General features: G+C 38.7%; 17 protein-coding genes. 3 read left to right on the forward strand and 14 right to left on the reverse strand.

Annotation, left to right across the window (positions count from 1 at the left end; translation table 11 throughout):
• Positions 1 to 129: 129 nt before the first annotated feature.
• From EDD61_RS04990 to EDD61_RS05050, 13 genes are all read right to left on the reverse strand, one after another.
• The gene (locus EDD61_RS04990) at positions 130 to 852 is read right to left on the reverse strand and encodes a sugar isomerase domain-containing protein (RefSeq protein WP_117547123.1); all 723 of its coding nucleotides are present in this window, start codon (positions 850 to 852) and stop codon (positions 130 to 132) included.
• A 397-nt stretch (positions 853 to 1,249) separates the two neighbouring features.
• Entirely contained in the window at positions 1,250 to 2,572 is a 1,323-nt protein-coding gene (rlmD, locus tag EDD61_RS04995; RefSeq protein WP_132224352.1) for a 23S rRNA (uracil(1939)-C(5))-methyltransferase RlmD, read from the reverse strand.
• Between the two features lie 17 nt (positions 2,573 to 2,589).
• Positions 2,590 to 3,408 carry a YihY/virulence factor BrkB family protein gene (locus EDD61_RS05000; protein WP_008689575.1) on the reverse strand — a complete coding sequence of 273 codons (819 nt, stop codon included), beginning with the start codon at positions 3,406 to 3,408 and terminating at the stop codon, positions 2,590 to 2,592.
• Between the two features lie 9 nt (positions 3,409 to 3,417).
• On the reverse strand, positions 3,418 to 3,897 hold the full coding sequence (locus EDD61_RS05005) for a DUF4358 domain-containing protein (RefSeq protein ID WP_026006697.1): 480 nt from the start codon (positions 3,895 to 3,897) through the stop codon (positions 3,418 to 3,420).
• Between the two features lie 115 nt (positions 3,898 to 4,012).
• The gene (locus tag EDD61_RS05010; protein ID WP_008689579.1) at positions 4,013 to 4,402 is read right to left on the reverse strand and encodes an inorganic diphosphatase; all 390 of its coding nucleotides are present in this window, start codon (positions 4,400 to 4,402) and stop codon (positions 4,013 to 4,015) included.
• Between the two features lie 14 nt (positions 4,403 to 4,416).
• The gene (locus EDD61_RS05015) at positions 4,417 to 5,439 is read right to left on the reverse strand and encodes an alpha-hydroxy-acid oxidizing protein (RefSeq protein WP_008689580.1); all 1,023 of its coding nucleotides are present in this window, start codon (positions 5,437 to 5,439) and stop codon (positions 4,417 to 4,419) included.
• Between the two features lie 152 nt (positions 5,440 to 5,591).
• Positions 5,592 to 6,041 carry a hypothetical protein gene (locus EDD61_RS05020; RefSeq protein WP_132224354.1) on the reverse strand — a complete coding sequence of 150 codons (450 nt, stop codon included), beginning with the start codon at positions 6,039 to 6,041 and terminating at the stop codon, positions 5,592 to 5,594.
• Positions 6,042 to 6,254: 213 nt separating this feature from the next.
• On the reverse strand, positions 6,255 to 8,729 hold the full coding sequence (locus tag EDD61_RS05025; RefSeq protein ID WP_132224356.1) for a heavy metal translocating P-type ATPase: 2,475 nt from the start codon (positions 8,727 to 8,729) through the stop codon (positions 6,255 to 6,257).
• 14 nt (positions 8,730 to 8,743) lie between these two features.
• Positions 8,744 to 9,340, reverse strand: coding sequence for a class I SAM-dependent methyltransferase (locus EDD61_RS05030; RefSeq protein ID WP_008978770.1), 597 nt, complete (start codon positions 9,338 to 9,340; stop codon positions 8,744 to 8,746).
• A complete protein-coding gene (locus tag EDD61_RS05035) occupies positions 9,340 to 9,699 on the reverse strand; it encodes an ArsR/SmtB family transcription factor (RefSeq protein ID WP_008978771.1) in 360 nt (119 codons plus the stop codon). The genes EDD61_RS05030 and EDD61_RS05035 overlap by 1 nt, the downstream gene beginning before the upstream one ends.
• Positions 9,700 to 9,962: 263 nt before the next feature.
• Positions 9,963 to 10,970 (reverse strand): hypothetical protein, encoded by a 1,008-nt coding sequence (locus EDD61_RS05040; protein WP_132224358.1) that lies wholly within the window; start codon positions 10,968 to 10,970, stop codon positions 9,963 to 9,965.
• Positions 10,971 to 11,006: 36 nt separating this feature from the next.
• Entirely contained in the window at positions 11,007 to 12,146 is a 1,140-nt protein-coding gene (locus EDD61_RS05045) for a glycerate kinase family protein (protein WP_008689591.1), read from the reverse strand.
• Positions 12,147 to 13,493, reverse strand: a complete 1,347-nt coding sequence (locus tag EDD61_RS05050; RefSeq protein ID WP_117547115.1) for an alanine/glycine:cation symporter family protein — start codon at positions 13,491 to 13,493, stop codon at positions 12,147 to 12,149.
• Between the two features lie 231 nt (positions 13,494 to 13,724).
• Between EDD61_RS05050 and EDD61_RS05055 the strand changes: the two genes are divergently transcribed.
• The gene (locus EDD61_RS05055; protein ID WP_132224360.1) at positions 13,725 to 14,261 is read left to right on the forward strand and encodes a DJ-1/PfpI family protein; all 537 of its coding nucleotides are present in this window, start codon (positions 13,725 to 13,727) and stop codon (positions 14,259 to 14,261) included.
• A gap of 70 nt (positions 14,262 to 14,331) precedes the next feature.
• On the opposite strand, the gene EDD61_RS05060 is transcribed toward EDD61_RS05055, so the two are convergent.
• The gene (locus EDD61_RS05060; protein WP_008978775.1) at positions 14,332 to 14,805 is read right to left on the reverse strand and encodes a GNAT family N-acetyltransferase; all 474 of its coding nucleotides are present in this window, start codon (positions 14,803 to 14,805) and stop codon (positions 14,332 to 14,334) included.
• A 471-nt stretch (positions 14,806 to 15,276) separates the two neighbouring features.
• Here EDD61_RS05060 and EDD61_RS05065 point away from each other — a divergent pair, with 471 nt between their 5' ends.
• A complete protein-coding gene (locus tag EDD61_RS05065; protein WP_008689599.1) occupies positions 15,277 to 16,221 on the forward strand; it encodes a magnesium transporter CorA family protein in 945 nt (314 codons plus the stop codon).
• A gap of 114 nt (positions 16,222 to 16,335) precedes the next feature.
• Positions 16,336 to 17,652, forward strand: coding sequence for a hypothetical protein (locus EDD61_RS05070; protein ID WP_132224362.1), 1,317 nt, complete (start codon positions 16,336 to 16,338; stop codon positions 17,650 to 17,652).
• The last annotated feature ends 42 nt before the right edge of the window (positions 17,653 to 17,694 follow it).

A 17,694-nucleotide genomic window follows, 5' to 3' on the forward strand; every position in this document is an offset into this window, starting at 1 on the left:
TTCGGAAAAGATCGTTTTCTCCATTTAAAATATAACGTTTCCACTATTATTTTAAGATAGATTAGGTTACAGCGATATGTAAATCGTTGCACCTATATTCGTGCAATTTTTATTATGACGCATGCTAAGTTAGTAAAGACGTGTATACTTTTGATAAAGGTCATCGTTAATGTTTTGCTTTGCTAATCCGTTTAGACTGACAAAGACAGGTGGAGTTCCTCCTTTTTCAGCAATATATTGTGCTGTTAACACACTGATTGCCTGAACGATGAACGTATTCGCAATCGAGGAGGTTGGCATCATAGCAACATTACATCCTTCTACCGCTAAACAGGCATCACCTAATTCTCCGCAGTTATCAATCACAATATCCGCGATATCCATCAGCTTCTTACCGCTTTTTGCTCGTGATGTCGTTGCCGAAGAATGCTTGATGCTAGTAATCGCAATGACACGAGCACCTTTTTCTTTTGCACATTGTGCCAATTCAACCGGATATGCATTACGCCCCGAATTTGAAGCAATGACAAGAACATCATCTTTTGTAATATGGTAAAGTTCACAAAGAATCGCTGCATAGCCGGATAATTTTTCGATATAAGAACTTTTGGTAGGATGTTCCGTCATGGTCAATTCATTGGTAAGGATGGGTACCGTAAACGCTAACCCTCCGGCACGGCCATAAAATTCTTCACAAACCGTATGAGAATGCCCACTACCACTGACAAAAAAGGTATGTCCATTTAGGAAGGCTTCTGCAATCCATTGCGCGCTTTGCTCAATGGCAGTTTGCTGCGTGGATTGAATTTTTTTGACGACCTGTATACCGGTTTCAAAAATTTTCTGATACATTCATTCATCTCCTTTCTGCCCTTATTGTAAGAAGAGAGCAATGTTTTTCACATATAAAAAAATGCACGTTTTATGGTGCAGGGAAAAATGACAAAAAAATGCACCATGCATAGGTGCAGAATTATTTTGGATAAATGCGCATATAGCTTAAAATTATCTACTAATATGCCTTCGATATGAAAATTATGTAGGATCATCAACGTTTTTTCACTTATGGTGGGTGCAAATTCTCTCCTACTATGGCGCACTAACCTTTTTATGAATCAATTCGATTTACATAAAAAGGCCCTTGTTTTTCAAAATATAAACTTACAATTTTGATTATCAATATATGCCTTTAGAAGAATCAGGCAAATTCTCATAGTCTATTACGCAGATACCTACTATCTATTTTTATTTATTTACGTCTTTCTTTTCGTCTTAATAACGTTACTGTTTCCACATGAGGAGTATGTGGGAACATATCAATCGGTACTACTTTTTCCACATGATAACAACTCTGCAATACTGCCAAATTTTTCCCAAGCGTTGCTGCATTACAAGACACGTAGACGATTTCTTTAATTTTGCTGCGCAAGATGCATTCCAACATCGCATCATCCAATCCACTGCGCGGCGGATCGACAACCAATACGTCAATCGTACGCTTTTTCGATAAATAGACAAGCTTATTGGCCGCATCATCACACACAAAAGACACATGTGCACAGCCATTCTTTTTCGCATTGCGATTCGCATTTACAACAGCATCCTTAATGCTTTCAATGCCGATGATTTCTTTTGCTTTATCCTTAAGGTATAAAGAAATGGCACCGATTCCACTATAAGCTTCAACGATGAATTCATGATTGCCTGATATCATGGACGCAATGGTGCGATATAGCTGAATTGCCTGTTTGGTGTTTAACTGAAAGAATGAACGAGGTGAAATTTCCAAATCCAAACCATCCAGATGCAAGGGCAATAATTTCTCCCCTGCCAAAAAAATCATTTTCGGACCAAAAATTTCCGGTGTTTTCTTAATCGTATGTATGCTTTGCCACAAGCTGTACATGCCCGGTAAGCGCATTAGCTTATCAATTGTCTGAGGCAACAATTCATCTTCTCCGGTAATGATCGTACATTGATAGCGATTGTCAAATCCTCGTACGACTAGATTACGAATCCCACTTTTCTGATGGTGATCATAGCCAAGATAGCCATCAGCGTTTAATATATCCATAATACGTGCGCGCATTTTTTCTAATTCATCTTCATGTACAAAACAACGGCGGATATCAATAAAATAATTTGAATTGGGCATAAACAATCCGCTTCCCAAACGATTCTCTTCCATCGCGCAAGGCATCTTAAATTGATTGCGATAGCCAAATATATCTGCACTCGGTAAGACATTCTGTATTTTTCTTGGATTTACCTGTGCATATTTGATCAAAGACTGTTTCAACACATCTTTTTTATATTCCAATTGCCGTGGATAGCGAGCGATCATCAAAGGACAGCCTCCACAGATATGCTGCATACGACATTTCGGTTGAATACGGTCCTTACTTTTCTTTATAATGCGGTTTACTTCTCCGATGGCATAACGCTTTTTACGCTCTACCACACGAATATCAACCTCTTCATCAACCAATGCCCCTGCTACAAATACCGGCAATCGGTCAATGTAGCCGATACCTTCCCCATTGATTCCCGTTTTTTTAATTACTACTTTCATATGTTTACCTCTATTTCCTATAGCTTTTCTTTTATTTTATCACTGATGGTTCGTGCCCAGTGAAAGATGCGTTCATTTTTCATTGGCAATTCTGCTTCACGACCATATGTTTCTTCCATCACCAAATTCAAACAGAATCCGAAGTATATGATACAGGAAATCAGATAAATTGCCAACAACAATGTGACAAGGGATGCCAATGGTCCGTACACGTCTTGATAAGATGTAAAATATTTTACAATTGTTACAAATAACGTGGCCAATCCCATAATACAAATCGTCGAAAACATTGCCCCCAATAACCCAAAGCTCCAATCATGACGGCGAAAACTTAATGCCCGATACATCATATAGAAGAACATCAGCATGATCAAAGAAGAAATTAGAGGGAGAAATTCTAAAAAGTTTGTCGCAATAAAAATGGCAGCTACAATAATAATCGCCAGATTGACAAAGAGTACGACTGATTTAATACGAATCGACCATTTTGGAACATCGACTTCTTCATGAGATGCGCTAATCAAAAGAAAAGAAAAAATACTGCGACTTGCCAGATAAAAGGAAACACACATCGTAACGATAAAGGATAAGATACTATAATCCTTACTCGTAAAAAACTGAAACAGCTGATTGATCGTTTCCAAGTTGCCATCCGGTATAAAATTCATGATAAAGTTGAGAATGATCGTATCATCAAGATAAGCGAATTTAAACATCAATGCAAATATCAGCAAAGATGGAGCCAGTGCTAATAAAAGAGAAAAAGAGAGCGAGTATTTAAAAAGGCTCCCTTCAAAGGAAGTGAATTCACGATACAAACATTTTATTTTGTACATAGCTCACACCTACTTTATCTCCTGCATATAGTGTACCACCTTTTTTGCGTCTTCACCAAGAACAAAATAATAATATTGCCCAATGCGCCCTTGCAATGCCGAATCTATTAGCGTATTCCCATCCATGAGTATCCCCGCATAGCGCTGCTTCAAATCTTCTTTATGTTCTTGAATAGCTTTTTTCAGCATGGTATCTGCCTGGGGCTTGGCTAAAAACAGGGCTACCTCACTCAATTGTGCCGGAATAAGTGCCTGTTGAACACGGCAATCCTTGATTTGTGTCATATCCATATGATATTGCTTCTCTACTTCCTGTAAGCTTAGCGCTTCATCCTGTAACAATCCCATCTTCCAATGACCATCCGCAATCTCTTCATTTATTTCCTCTATGACTTTTTCCATATCTATATTCCCATCTTCAAAACTTCCTGGTTTTGTACACGCGCATAGAACAAAAAGACAAAGCCATAAACAAATGATCTTTTTCATATGCATCCCTCCTGCTTCAGTATATGAAATCAGGTTTTTATCCATACCTTTCAAGGGATGACGCTTTCTTATTGCGCTTTCATTTTTAACAAAAAAAGAAGCTGAACATGTCAGCTTAATCGTTAACGGCCCATTCTGGAACATCGTTTCCTCTGCGAATCAATACCGCTTTTTGGAACTCTGTCTGATTCAGGAACTCTAAAATATCATGTTCCTCTTCTTCATTGCAGCCAATCAATAATTTTACTTCACAATCCTTTTTCAGGATATCGGCACTGATAACAACTGCCTGTACCAGATTGCTTTTTTCACTGCCCTTAAATACATCAATCGGTGCTTGATCAGAACCTGTTGTATCATTTAAATATCCATAATCAACAGGGTAAATCATATTGCTATACTTGTAATGACAAGTGTTGCGTGGGCGGTCAATGACCAGTTTGCTTGATAGATACAAGGTATCTAATTTTTGCCAGAAAAAGGCATTATTCTCAAATGAACTCATAGTCGTCCTCCTATTTAAAATGTAACTATAACTTTATCTCTGGTAATATCCTGAATGCTCTTGCAACCGGACATTGCCATTGCTTCTTTTAATTCAAGCTGAATCTTTTCCATATAAATGCGGATACCTTCTGCCATGCCGCCGATCACTGCCTGTGATGCAGGGCGGCCAATCAGAACACCGTCAGCTCCTAATGCCAATGCTTTAAAGACATCATTACCGCTACGGAATGCACCATCCACAAAGACTTTCATACGTCCATCCACAACGTTTACGATTTCTTCCAACATTTCAATACCACTTGGACTATCGTCTAAAACACGTCCACCATGATTTGAAACGATGATTCCATCTGCCCCAGCTGCCAAAGCTTTGCGCGCTCCCGCTACGCTGAGAATGCCTTTTAAAATAAAGGGCACCTTGCACATGGCTTTTATTTCCTTTAAATCCTCTACGCTTTTAAAACCAACGGGCGTCACACTGTTTCGCAAGTTAGAAAGACCACTGGCATCAATATCGGAAGCAATGGCCAATGCATTTCCTTCATTTGCCAGTTCAATGCGCCATTTCATATGCTCATATTGCCATGGTTTGATGGTCGGGATACCATATCCATTGTGTTGTTTTACAATTTCCATTGGTCCTTTAAACATTTCATCATGCATACCATCACCGGTGAATGCTAATGTATTTGCCTGCAGACAACCCTCAACCAGTTCTCTGGTATAATCATCATCACGCATCTTAGCGCCATAATTTTGTTCAATACCGCTGATTGGTGCTGCATACACCGGTAAAGCTACCGGATGTCCGAAAAAATCGGAAGCTGTATCAATTTCTTCATTGGAAGTAATTGTATCCATCTGAATCAAAATCTTTTTCAGCATTTCACTATTTCGCACAAAGGCGCTGCCACTGCCCTTTCCGCCGGGACCCGGAGTTTCACCGCGACAGGCTCTGCCATCACAAACAGGACAGCATCGACATTTGGCACACTGTGATTTTGCGTTTGCATAAACCTCATTCCATGTCTTCATCTTCACACATCACTTTCTAAAATCAAAAAGGATCTCATTACGTATTCTTATATATTATACTGGTGATGAAAGAAATTATCAATAGTTTTAGAAAATTTTCACAGTTTCTTTCATTTCATATCATCTAAAATGTGCATCTTTCTTATTGCACACTATTTCATACCCTCTAAATCGTTCTTAGCGACCCACTCCCAAAATCGATCCGGTTGAAATTGGGTGTAGCCTTTTTGCGCATCCGCAACTTCGCCATTCTTGATGTAATAATAATGCGGTGTCTGATCCGGACGATCCAGATATGCCTTTAACTTATCCACATCCTCATTTAGATGCTCCACTGTATCATCTCGCATGATCGTATCATAAATGACCAAGTTATGATCGTTTATGGTATCCTTAAGCATTTCTAGCATAGCTTCACAATATTCACATTGCTTACGGGTTACCAACAAGACAAAGCTTTGCTTTTTCTGTATTTTTACGATGGCATCATCCACACCAATTTCTATAACCTTGCTTTCAGAATTGGTTTTTTTCGATGTTGTGCTGACACATCCTGTCATCACCAAGGCGAAGGTAAACAAACATATGATAACTTTTTTCATATCATCACCTCAATTACATATAAATGGAAACCCCATTATAACAAAAATCAATTCCCTCTTGCAATCTTTTCCATAATTTCACATAGAATATTACAAATAGTTACATCATCTTCCAAGGAATAACATTTTTTCTTTAATCTTTTGCATTCTGCTGTTTGGATAAAGGAAAAAGATGCAATCTGTTTTTTTGATTACATCTTTCATATTGCTTTCTTATTTCTTTTTCATACGTAATATCCGCATCGAATTTAAGACAGCAAGCAAGGTGACACCAACATCCGCAAAAACGCCCATCCACATATTGGCAATACCAAGAGCTGCCAGTACTAATACAATTCCTTTAACACCCAAAGAGAAAACGATATTTTGCCATAGTACATACATCGTTTTACGGGCAATCCGAATTGCTTCATTTAAAGCAAGTGGATCATCTTTCATTAACACGATATCCGCTGCTTCTATGGCTGCATCACTTCCGATACCACCCATAGCTACACCGACATCCGCACGGGCCAACACAGGTGCATCATTCATACCATCACCGACAAATGCCAGTTTATGTTTGGCATCCTCTTGTTGCAGCAATTCCTCAACTCGTGCTACTTTATCCGCTGGCAACAATTGCATATGCACTTCATCCAATGCTAATTCTTTTGCCACATGTTCGCCAACTTCTTTGCGATCTCCACTTAACATGATACAGCGTTTGACCCCATTTCGTTTTAGTTCCTGAATTGCTTGTTTACTTGTTTCTTTCATTTCATCATTGATCAGCACATAGCCAAGATACACATTTTCTTTCGCTATGTGAATGATGGTGCCCGGTGTCGGACATGGAACGGTCGATATGCCATGTGTCCGCATCAGTTTCTCATTACCTAACAATACCTTCTCTCCATGAATGGTAACCTGTATGCCGTTACCGGCAACTTCTTCATAATGTTCTAGACAAGATGCATCTATCGTTTTTCCATAAGCTTCTTTGATAGACAGGGCAATAGGATGAGAAGAATGATATTCACCATATGCCGCCAGTTGCAGCAATGCTTCTTTACTGCCTTGCTGTGCATCGACCTTTACAACGCGAAAGACACCTTTGGTCAGCGTTCCCGTCTTATCAAATACCACAGTATCAATATTCTGCAATGCTTCTAAATAATTACCACCTTTTATCAAGATTCCCTGTTTACTGGCAGCACCGATTCCGGCAAATAAGCCTAATGGAATGGATACTACTAATGCGCAAGGACAAGAGACAACCAGAAATGTCAAAGCACTTTCCAGCATATCCATAACATGAATTTGATTGCTAAACAAAGGAGGCAATATCGCCAAAGCAACTGCTAAAGCAACAACACTTGGTGTATAGACTCTGGCAAATTTGGTGATGAATTTCTCCATTGGTGCTTTTTTACTGCTGGCATTTTCCACTAGCTCTAAAATACGAGATACCGTTGATTCCCCATATGGTTTGGTAACCTTCATGGTCAATACACCACTTAAATTGACAACCCCAGCCAACACTTCATCATCTATATGGACATCGCGAGGCATACTTTCTCCGGTTAATGCTGACGTGTCCAACGCACTGCTTCCTTTTATAATTATCCCATCCAATGGTACGCGTTCTCCCGGTTTCACAAGGATGAGCTCACCGATTTTGACATCTTCCGGTGTTTTTTTGATTTCCTGCTCTCCATCAAGCACATTTGCATAATCGGCGCGAATATTCATTAAGGAAGATATGGATTTTCGAGAACGATTCACGGCATAGGATTGAAACATCTCACCGATTTCATAAAAAATCATAACCGCAACAGCTTCTTCATAATCCTGTATCGCAAAGGCGCCAATGGTTGCTATACTCATCAAGAAATTTTCATCAAACACTTCACCTTTTAACACATTACGCATAGCTGTGATAACAACTTTACCACCGGCAAACACAAAGGCTGCCAGAAAAATCCATACGCTATAAGCTGTTTCATGAAAGAAAAGTCCTACAAGAAAAAGGAAAATTCCACTATACAGTTGAGCATTGTTGCGAAAAGAAAACATGCTATATTGGGGTTCCATTTCTTGCACCTTTTTTTCTTTTTCCACAAGAACGCCATCTTCTAAGGTTGGTATTACCTCCATGATTTTCATCAGCGTTTCTTCTTTTTTCATCTTATCTTTCATCTGAACAAATAAGATCCCATTTGAAAAGTTCAAGCTGGCATCAGCTACATTTTCCATGCCCGCTACATGGCGTTCTATTTTGGCCGCACAGTTTGCACAATCTAACCCTGTAAGATACAACTTGTCTGCCCCTTGCAGTTCCCGTACTTCTTCTACATGTGCATGTGTACAAGAACAACCATCATGATCATGATGATGTTCATGTTCCTCGTCATGAGAATGTGCATGTTCGCAACAGCTGTCTTCCTGTGCATGTACATGTTTCTGCGATTTATTTTCCATCGGTTTCTTTTGCTTAACTTCACGTGGTACAACCTCAGGTTCAATGCTTGTCACTGTAGAAAGGATTGCTTCCTCTATTGTCGCATCTTCATACTCTACATATAACTTCTTTGTGACAAAATCCACATTGGCCTCTTGTACCCCCTTAACTTTTGCTACTTGTCGCTCTATTTTCATTGCGCAATTCGCACAATCCAAGCCTTCTAAGACATAAATCTTCTGCATTCTCTCTACCTCCTTTATTTACGACGCGCGATTAGACAATACCCCTTGTCTTTCCCCATTGTTAATAGGGATTCCTTTGTAAAACCATTACTTTCCATGCTCTGTAGGATCGTTTCTTTTTCATAACAATGAAACATGGGAAACAGCCTTCGTTTGCGTTTCAGCCAGGATGCTGAATAAAAAGCAATCACACAAATGCTGTCAGGTTTTCCACAGCGATATAGTTCCTGAAACCCTTGATCCAGACTTTCCCAGAAATATATCGTATTGATACTATATTGATACGCAAACATTTCATCTTGAAACGGCAGTTCTTCGACCTTTCCATATACTAGTTCCATGCCTTGCAAAGCTTTATCCTGCCGGGCTTTTTTAATCATTGTTTCACTGATCTCTACTCCATAGTATGTGCCAGAATGAAGACGCAATGCTTTTTTAAGTACTTGCGCATTGCCAAAGCCAACATCTAAAATCGTTCTTGCTTCTGTAGTTTGCAGATGCATGAGTACCATATCATACATCTTATGATTCATAAGATTCATTACTTTAGTTGCTAACCTGCCACATATGCCATTGGGATGGGCGAATTGTTTTCCAATTGTATTTAGCATTAATGTTCTAAGATATGCGCTAAGCCTGCATCATAGATTTGTTGGATATGTGCATCATCTAAAGAATAGAAAACATTTTTCCCGCTTCTGCGATATTTAATTAAACGATTCTGCCGTAAGACCGATAGCTGATGTGATACTGCGGAATGTGTCATATCTAAAAGAAAAGCAATATCACAAACACAAAGCTCTTCTTTAAATAACATACCTAATATCTTTAATCTGGTGGGATCCGCAAACATTTTAAACAAGGCAGATAATTCATTCCCCGTTTCCACACTCAGCATGTCCGCTTTGATTCTGGCAATGACATCTTCATGGATTTGCCGTTCTTCACATTCTAGTTTTTCTTTTGCCATCACATGCATCCTCAACTTTCTAACATATGAACAATTGTTCATATGTTTTGCAAACCTATTATATGTCATTTTTCTATGCTTGTAAACACTTTTTATGAAAATTGAAGGAGTTCGATGAATCGAAAAGACTTCTTTCTCATCCTTCCATTGCTTCGTGATGGATAAAAAAAGAAGTAGAACATCACAAGCAGAGCGTGAATGATTATCCTACTTCCTGTTTTTTACCATAATATTATACAACGTTTTTTCTGCATTCAACCAGTTTACTTTAAGGTTGCCAGTTCGTTCGCATACGCTTTGGCTTTCTTTTGATCGTTTAATCTTTCATACACCTGCTGTTTCAGTTCTAATAGAAAACATAATGTATTTTCATTCGTCGATTGTTCTGTATATGCTTGGCGTATGATAGGCTCCATCGAGTCTAATTTCTGCAAGATCCAACGCTTGGTTTGGGTACTGTTAATATCATCATAATACTTTACGCTATTTGCGTATTGTTCATCCGTGATCAAAACCAACTGCAAGAGGCGCAAACAATCTTCTTCGCGCTCTTTTTGATAGCGGGGAAAGATCACATCCAATTCTTTTTGATAGGTTGGAAATGATGAATAAAACAATCCTATCAAATACTTATACATATCTGTATATTCATTATCCCAAACAGTATCGCCTTTTAATAATTTCTCTTTGTTTTGAAAATAGCTGTTTTGCAATGGTTGTCCGTTTTCTATCTTTCGCTTTACAAGCTGCTTTATTGCTATGTGTGGTGCTTCCAGCATAAATTGTTCTTTACCATCACGATATGCAATTACTACCTTGATACGATTACTCATGTGTCGATTTGCGACATCAAACAGGCTTCTGCCCTTCATCTTCCAGACATGTGGTGTTTGCATAATATCCTGCATGAGATCATCTTGAAATACTTGATTTAAAGGATAACGAGCCATCACTTTGATAGTTTCTTTGTCTTGCTGATAAGCAAAGACAGAAATTGTCAGATCATGGATAGTTCCATCCACTTTTTTCAACAATGTTATTTGATAATCATCATATGTATAAAAATAATCGTATGCAATATCAAACAATTCCCCTTTGACGACATGATCATTCGCATAAAAAGTCTTAAGCAATCGCTGCTCCTTTTTACTTAGATCTGTTATCTCATAGGAAGATAGATGATCATGAAAGAAGTATTGTACTCCCCATATAAGAAGCAATAGACTACATAGTAAGCCGCCAATGACCATTAGCCATTTCCGTATTTTCATAAGAGTCCTTTCATTATTTGCTTATACCTTCTCTATTCAAGAATGATTTTTAAAATACCAAATTGTCCGCATAATGCCATATGCAGCTAATTCTAATTTTTCGGGTGCATTTTCTAAAGCTTGTTGGAACGTCATGGCACGATCGGCAATGCTATAAATACCAACAAAGCCTAACTCATATAGATCCATATAACCAATGCCTAAGGCTCCACTGATACAAATAATTGGCTTATCATGTTTTTTGGCCACTTTCAAAATACCAGCCGGCACTTTGCCATACATCGTCTGACGATCACTTTGTCCTTCTCCGGTGATGACCAGATCACAATCTTGTATCTGATCTTCAATGTCACTATAACTCATTAACAACTCAATGCCCGGCATCATCTTCGCCTGCAAAATGCCTATCAATACAGCACCAATTCCTCCGGCAGCTCCACCGCCTTCAAAAGTATCAATATCCACATGGGTATAACGATAAAGCTGATCGCGATAATTCTGCATCGCCATATCCACCTTTTTGATCTGATTAGGAAAGAAGCCCTTTTGTTTCCCAAAAACATAAGTTGCCCCATTTTCCCCCAACAAATGATTTTTCACATCACAAGCCGCAATCAATTCAATACCTTCTAATTTATTTAAACGATTCAAATCAATATAACGAATCTTTTCCAGATTCATCGCTTGCGGAGATAAATATTTATGATTCATATCATAGAAACGCGCGCCTAAGCTTTGTAACAGCCCCATACCGCCATCATTGGTAGCACTGCCTCCCAAGCCAATGATGATTTTTTTACAGCCTTTTGCTACAGCATCCAAAATAACCGTGCCGACACCGAAACTACTGCCAAAAAATGGTGCTCTGCGCTCTCTTTCATGCATATTCAAGCCGATAATATTCGCCACTTCAATCACCGCACAACGGCCATCTTCAATGATGGTATACTCGCTCATGATTTTTTTACCATACGCATCACTGGTCTGTACCGGCTGTTTTATGCCATGACAGGTTTCATGAAAAGCCGCAACCGTGCCTTCTCCCCCATCACCAATCACGTAGGATACCGTTTCAATAGAGGTATCCAGACGGTGGATACCTTTTTCAATTTGTGTGGCTACCTGTCGTGAAGTCATACATCCTTTGTAGGAATCACAGGCAATTACTATCTTCATCTAATCACTCCTATGAACGCGCAAGTATTCTTTCGTTAATTTTACCACAGTTTTATATAAAAGCACTAGTGAAATCAGATTTGGTATGGCCATAAGACCATTTAAGGTATCTGCGACTTCCCAAACAAAGCCCAGTTCCATACCACAGCCATATATTAACAAAACAAGAAAGAGCAGTGAATAGCAAACAATCATGATACGTGTTTTGAATAAATAATGAAGACAGGTGATTGCATAATAGTACCATCCTAAGATTGAAGGTAAAGCAAAGGATATGATGGCAATGGCAAACAGCATACCACCAAAAGAACCAAACCCTTCTTCAAAGCAAGCTACGGTCAAGGCAACACCTTCCAGACTTTGGCCCCATGCATCACTGGATAAAACGACAAGACCTGTCAATGTACAGACGATAATCGTATCAAAAAATACTTCAAATATGCCCCAAAAGCCCTGTTCTACTGCATTCACATTTACAACAGCGGCATGTGATAAGGGAGAGCTTCCCATACCGGCCTCATTAGAAAATACGCCGCGCGATATGCCATAATGCATTGCCCGGGAAATGGCAAAGCCACTGATACCTCCGGCCGCGCTCATGAAATCAAAGGCATCATCAAAGATGAGCGTGAAGACATGTGGCAATTCATCCATATGCAGAAGCAGTAAATAAATACAAGCCAGCACATAGCCAATCGAAATGATGGGAATGATTATTTCATTAAAACGCATAATTCCTTTCGCCTTGCCTAGCATGATGATACCGATGATCAATGCCAATACAATACCGATAAACATAGGGGAAAGTGGCAGATACGTTTGCAAGGTGTGGGCAATCGTATTAGCCGGTGTCAGATTACCTATCCCAAAAGAGGCAAACACACAAAATACAGCAAATAAAACACCAAAAAATCGCAGATGCAAGCCATGTTCCAGCGTCGTCATCGGACCTCCGATATAACTGCCGTCTTCACTTCTTTCACGATAGTGAATTGCCAAGACAATCTCTGCATACTTGCTCATCATACCGGGGATGGCACTGATGAGCATCCAAAATAAGGCACCTGGTCCTCCCATGGTCAAAGCAGTGGTAACCCCTACGACACTGCCAACACCCAATGTACCGGCTAAAGCTGTCGATACTGCTTGAAAAGGTGTAATTCCTTCTTGGGCATTGGTTTTCTTTAAAGCCCCAAGGGTCTTATGAAATATCAGTTTGATCTTACGAAAAGGTAAAAAATTTGTCACGATCATCAGCCATATACCTGTAAACAATAAAAAGAAAATCATATATTTTCCCCAGACAAAGCCATTCAGCACTTGATTGATGTACATAAGCTTGTTCATAGCCACACCTCACCTATGCTATAGTGTATTCCTTTGTGAAACGAAAAATGATGACGTGATGGCAGCTTACGACCTTTTTATGCTATGCATATCCCTGTTTCTTTCTTGAAAATAATTTGCTTATCCTGCATCAGATAGATAGTACTCTGTGCTTCTTTGATAAAAGATGCATTTACTGCCCACTTGATGAAAAATAGGCGTATAATGATGTTGAAAAAAGGAGGCATTTTTATGAGAGTGTTATGTATTTTAACGGATGGTTATGAAGAATTAGAAGCTGTAGGAACCATTGCTTTATTAAGAAGAGCAGGAATTGACATGGATATCAGTGCCGTATCCGCAAAAGAAGCATGCGGACGTTTCCATATCACGATGAGCAATCTGTTAGATCTGGATACGATCGATCCGAATGCATATGACGTTTTATTCTTCCCTGGAGGACCACATTATCAGATATTAGAAGCCAATGATAACGTCATGGCTATTTTAAAAACCTTCATGGATGCAGATAAAGTTGTTGCCGCTATTTGTGCAGCACCGACCATATTAGGCCGTCAAGGGTATTTAAAAGGTAAAAACTACACCTGCTTTACTAGCATGAATGAAGATTTCGGTGGCACGTATGTAGATCAATATACCGTAACGGATGGCAATCTGATCACCGGAAGAAGTGCAGCAGCTGTAATTGACTTTGCGTTTGCTATCATTGAAAAGCTAGCAGGTAAAGAAAAGGCCGAAGCAGTAAAAAACGAAATCTATTATTATTAAAAGACTTTCATTATCCTAATAAAAAGCATATGTGATTGCTGTCAAATGACGCTAGCCATATGCTTTTTTCCTATTTACAAGTAACTTCTTCCGTTTTACAAATCATCATTTGACAGGGATTCCATTCATCCCATAATGGTAATACCTCTACATCCACAAAATTAAGCGAACGATAAAAGGCATAGGTTCTTAAATAATATTCATCTTTCGCCTCAGGTGCCAATGTTTTCACCTGAAGATAATAATAACCATGCGTCTTCGCATAGGCCACTACCGCTTGCATCATGGTGTTGCCAATTCCCTGACGATGATAGGTTGGCAAAATCCCGAGCACATACAGTTCTAAAGTTTTCTCGCTCGTTGGCTTTAAGGTGATAAAACCAATCAGCTTTGTTTCCTCAAAACAACCAAGGACAGTAAGCTTTTGACTTTCTACTACATAACTTTCTAAAGAATCCGGAAGACCAAACCAATCAGGTAACGCTAATAAGATAGTTTTGATATCCGCTTTTTCATCCATGTTTAATAAACGTATTTCTCGCATTTTTTTCATTCCTTTCAATAAACATAAAAAAACAGCACTCCTTGTGCCGCAAGCATAAAAATCCTAACGGCAAGGACAAAATTAGGTAACATAAAAATGGATGATTCATCCTTATGCCCTATTCTCGTTATCCTTTTACCGTTGCCGACAGCAGAAATATCCACCATCGAAAATATCGCCTCCAAATTAGCTTATCGCTTTGTTTTATTAAGTTTACCATATAGAAAAAGAAAACACAAATTACGAAATCAGCTGGGTTATCATGGTTATCCTTTAAAATAGGATATAAATTATAAAAAAAGTTATGTAGGACACTCACAAGTGAAACGAACTGTGCTATAATAAACAAGCTAAGAAGAAAGAAGGTGTTGTATATGTCTCCAGAGCCGGAAAGCCCATGTCAAAATAAGATAAGAAAACACATAACAGGAGGCAGTATACAAACCAGCCTCCTGTAAAAAGGAGGTACGTATGATTGAATTTTACAAAACTTTTGGCACGATGACCAAAAAAATCGACAAACCAGAAAAAGGATGCTGGATCAGCGCTATTGCGCCTACCCAAGAAGAATGTGATTATTTAATTCAAGAAATTGGTGTTCTCCCTGAATTCGTCAAAGCGAGTTTGGATGAAGAAGAAAGTTCTCATATCGATCATGATGAAGACGAAGGACAAACGCTTGTCATTGTCGATTATCCTAATGCTGATGAAGATGAAAATACAGATGAAAATACATTGCTTTATACAACCTTACCACTTGGTGTTATCATTATGAAGGGTTGTATCGTAACAATCTCTTTATATGATAATCTCAATATCGAAGATATGGCAAAAGGTCGTATTAAAGGGATGAATACAGATCTTAAAACGCGTTTCTTATTATTGCTGCTGTTGAAGATTTCACAGCGTTTCCTAATCTATCTGCGTCAGATTGATCGCGTATCTTCAAGAACAGAACGTAATCTTCACCAATCTATGAAAAATAAAGAATTGATTCAAATGTTGGGCTTAGAAAAATCTCTTGTTTACTTCTCGACTTCTTTAAAATCAGATGAAGTTACGCTCAATAAGATCATGCGTGGAAAGCTGATCAAACTATATGAAGAAGATCAGGACATCCTAGAAGATGTGATGATTGAAATCCATCAGGCAATCGAGATGTGTAATATTTATTCCGGTATTCTATCAGGAACGATGGATGCCTTCGCTTCCGTCATCTCTAATAACCTAAATATTGTTATGAAAGTATTAACCGTTATTACCATCGTCATGGCGATACCAAACATTATCTTCAGTTTTTATGGTATGAATGTAGAAGGTTTGCCAATTCCACAATGGTGGTTCCCTACCTTAGTCGCCATTATTGCCTGTGTCATTGCCACCTTTATCTTTAAGAAAAAAGATATGTTCCATTAAACATACGCCCATAGTCAGCTATGGGATTTTTTATGCGACATCTTAAGATATCTTAAGCCATATATGGAAATAAAATCATATATGCTACAATAAAGCGCAAGGGGGAATCAAATTATGGAAAATCAACAACATACGACACACATTCTGCGACGCATTGTTGTAGGCTTATGCTTAACGATGTTTACGGTGCAATTTGCATATCTGGATGTTTTTTTACCATTGATCGGTATAGGTCTTATGACCTACCATCTATGGACATTACATAGACACAATGCATACTTTCAGCATGCCTTTTTCAGCGAGATTGGATTGGCCATTCTCTTTCTAATACAAACAAGCATAGCTGCTACTCCTTATATGGATGGTATCTTACTGCTATCCATCGTATCCATCGCGTTACAAGTATATTTTATCCAACAGTTTTCAAAGGCGATAGAATCACTTTATATCGATGCGCAGCTAACACAACGCTACCCTATGAAGAACGTACGGATTGCTTATCTGCTCTATATCCTTTTCGTATTACTAAGTTATTTCTTTCTTCTATTTGGAATTATTGCCATCATCATAGGATTGGGATTGCTTATTTATATAGCATATCAGCTGTTTCACTCCATTCATCAATTATTGAACGCCGATATCCAAATAGAAACAGAACAACCTCATGTATCCTTTTTCGCCATCGCTCTTATTTACACAAGCGTTCTCGCCATTGGGGTGTATGGAATGACCAAAATGTTTATGACCTATGAAACCGTGTCCTATGAAGAAGTAACACCAGCTTCTACCCAAGTACAAAAAGCGCTAATCAAGAAAGGCATGCCACAAGCTATTGCTGCAGAATTATGCAATGAAGATGCCCTTGTTCTGAATACGGCAACGAACTTCAAAGTAAAAACCACAAAAATCCATTATGATGAGCTGCCTGCATTTCCTTTCACCAGTGTGACTGCTAGAAGTACGGATGGTGCGATCATAATCTTAGGATTCATCGATTGGAATCAGTTGCCAACGACACATACTGCCATGATGAAAGCACAATTGACGATGCAGAAACTGGAAGAAGATAACACCATGGTTAAGTATGTACAGCTCTATCAAGAGAACAAATACCATTATGCCAGTGAAATTTATGATGATGAATCCTTCTCTTTCAAAAAAGGAAACAAACGTAAGAGTTATTTTATCATGCAATACAACTCGCCCTATCAGGAAAAGTGCCTATTGCATATAGACATCCTATATCGCAATGATGCATTCGTTTATCCTTACCGTGAGTTCACTACGTATCAAGCAGGAAACAGTTTCCCAGATGCTTTGGTACAAACCTATCCCTCCTACGGAGTTTCCCACATCACGTTTGATACAGAAATTAGCGTTGATGGAAAAACCTATTCAAAAGATACGCATGAACAAAACGATGATTTATAAATAACTTTAGATAAAAAATACCTACTGCCATATTGGTTACAC

Source organism: Longicatena caecimuris (genome assembly GCF_004341945.1).
GTDB lineage: Bacteria > Bacillota_I > Bacilli_A > Erysipelotrichales > Erysipelotrichaceae > Longicatena > Longicatena caecimuris.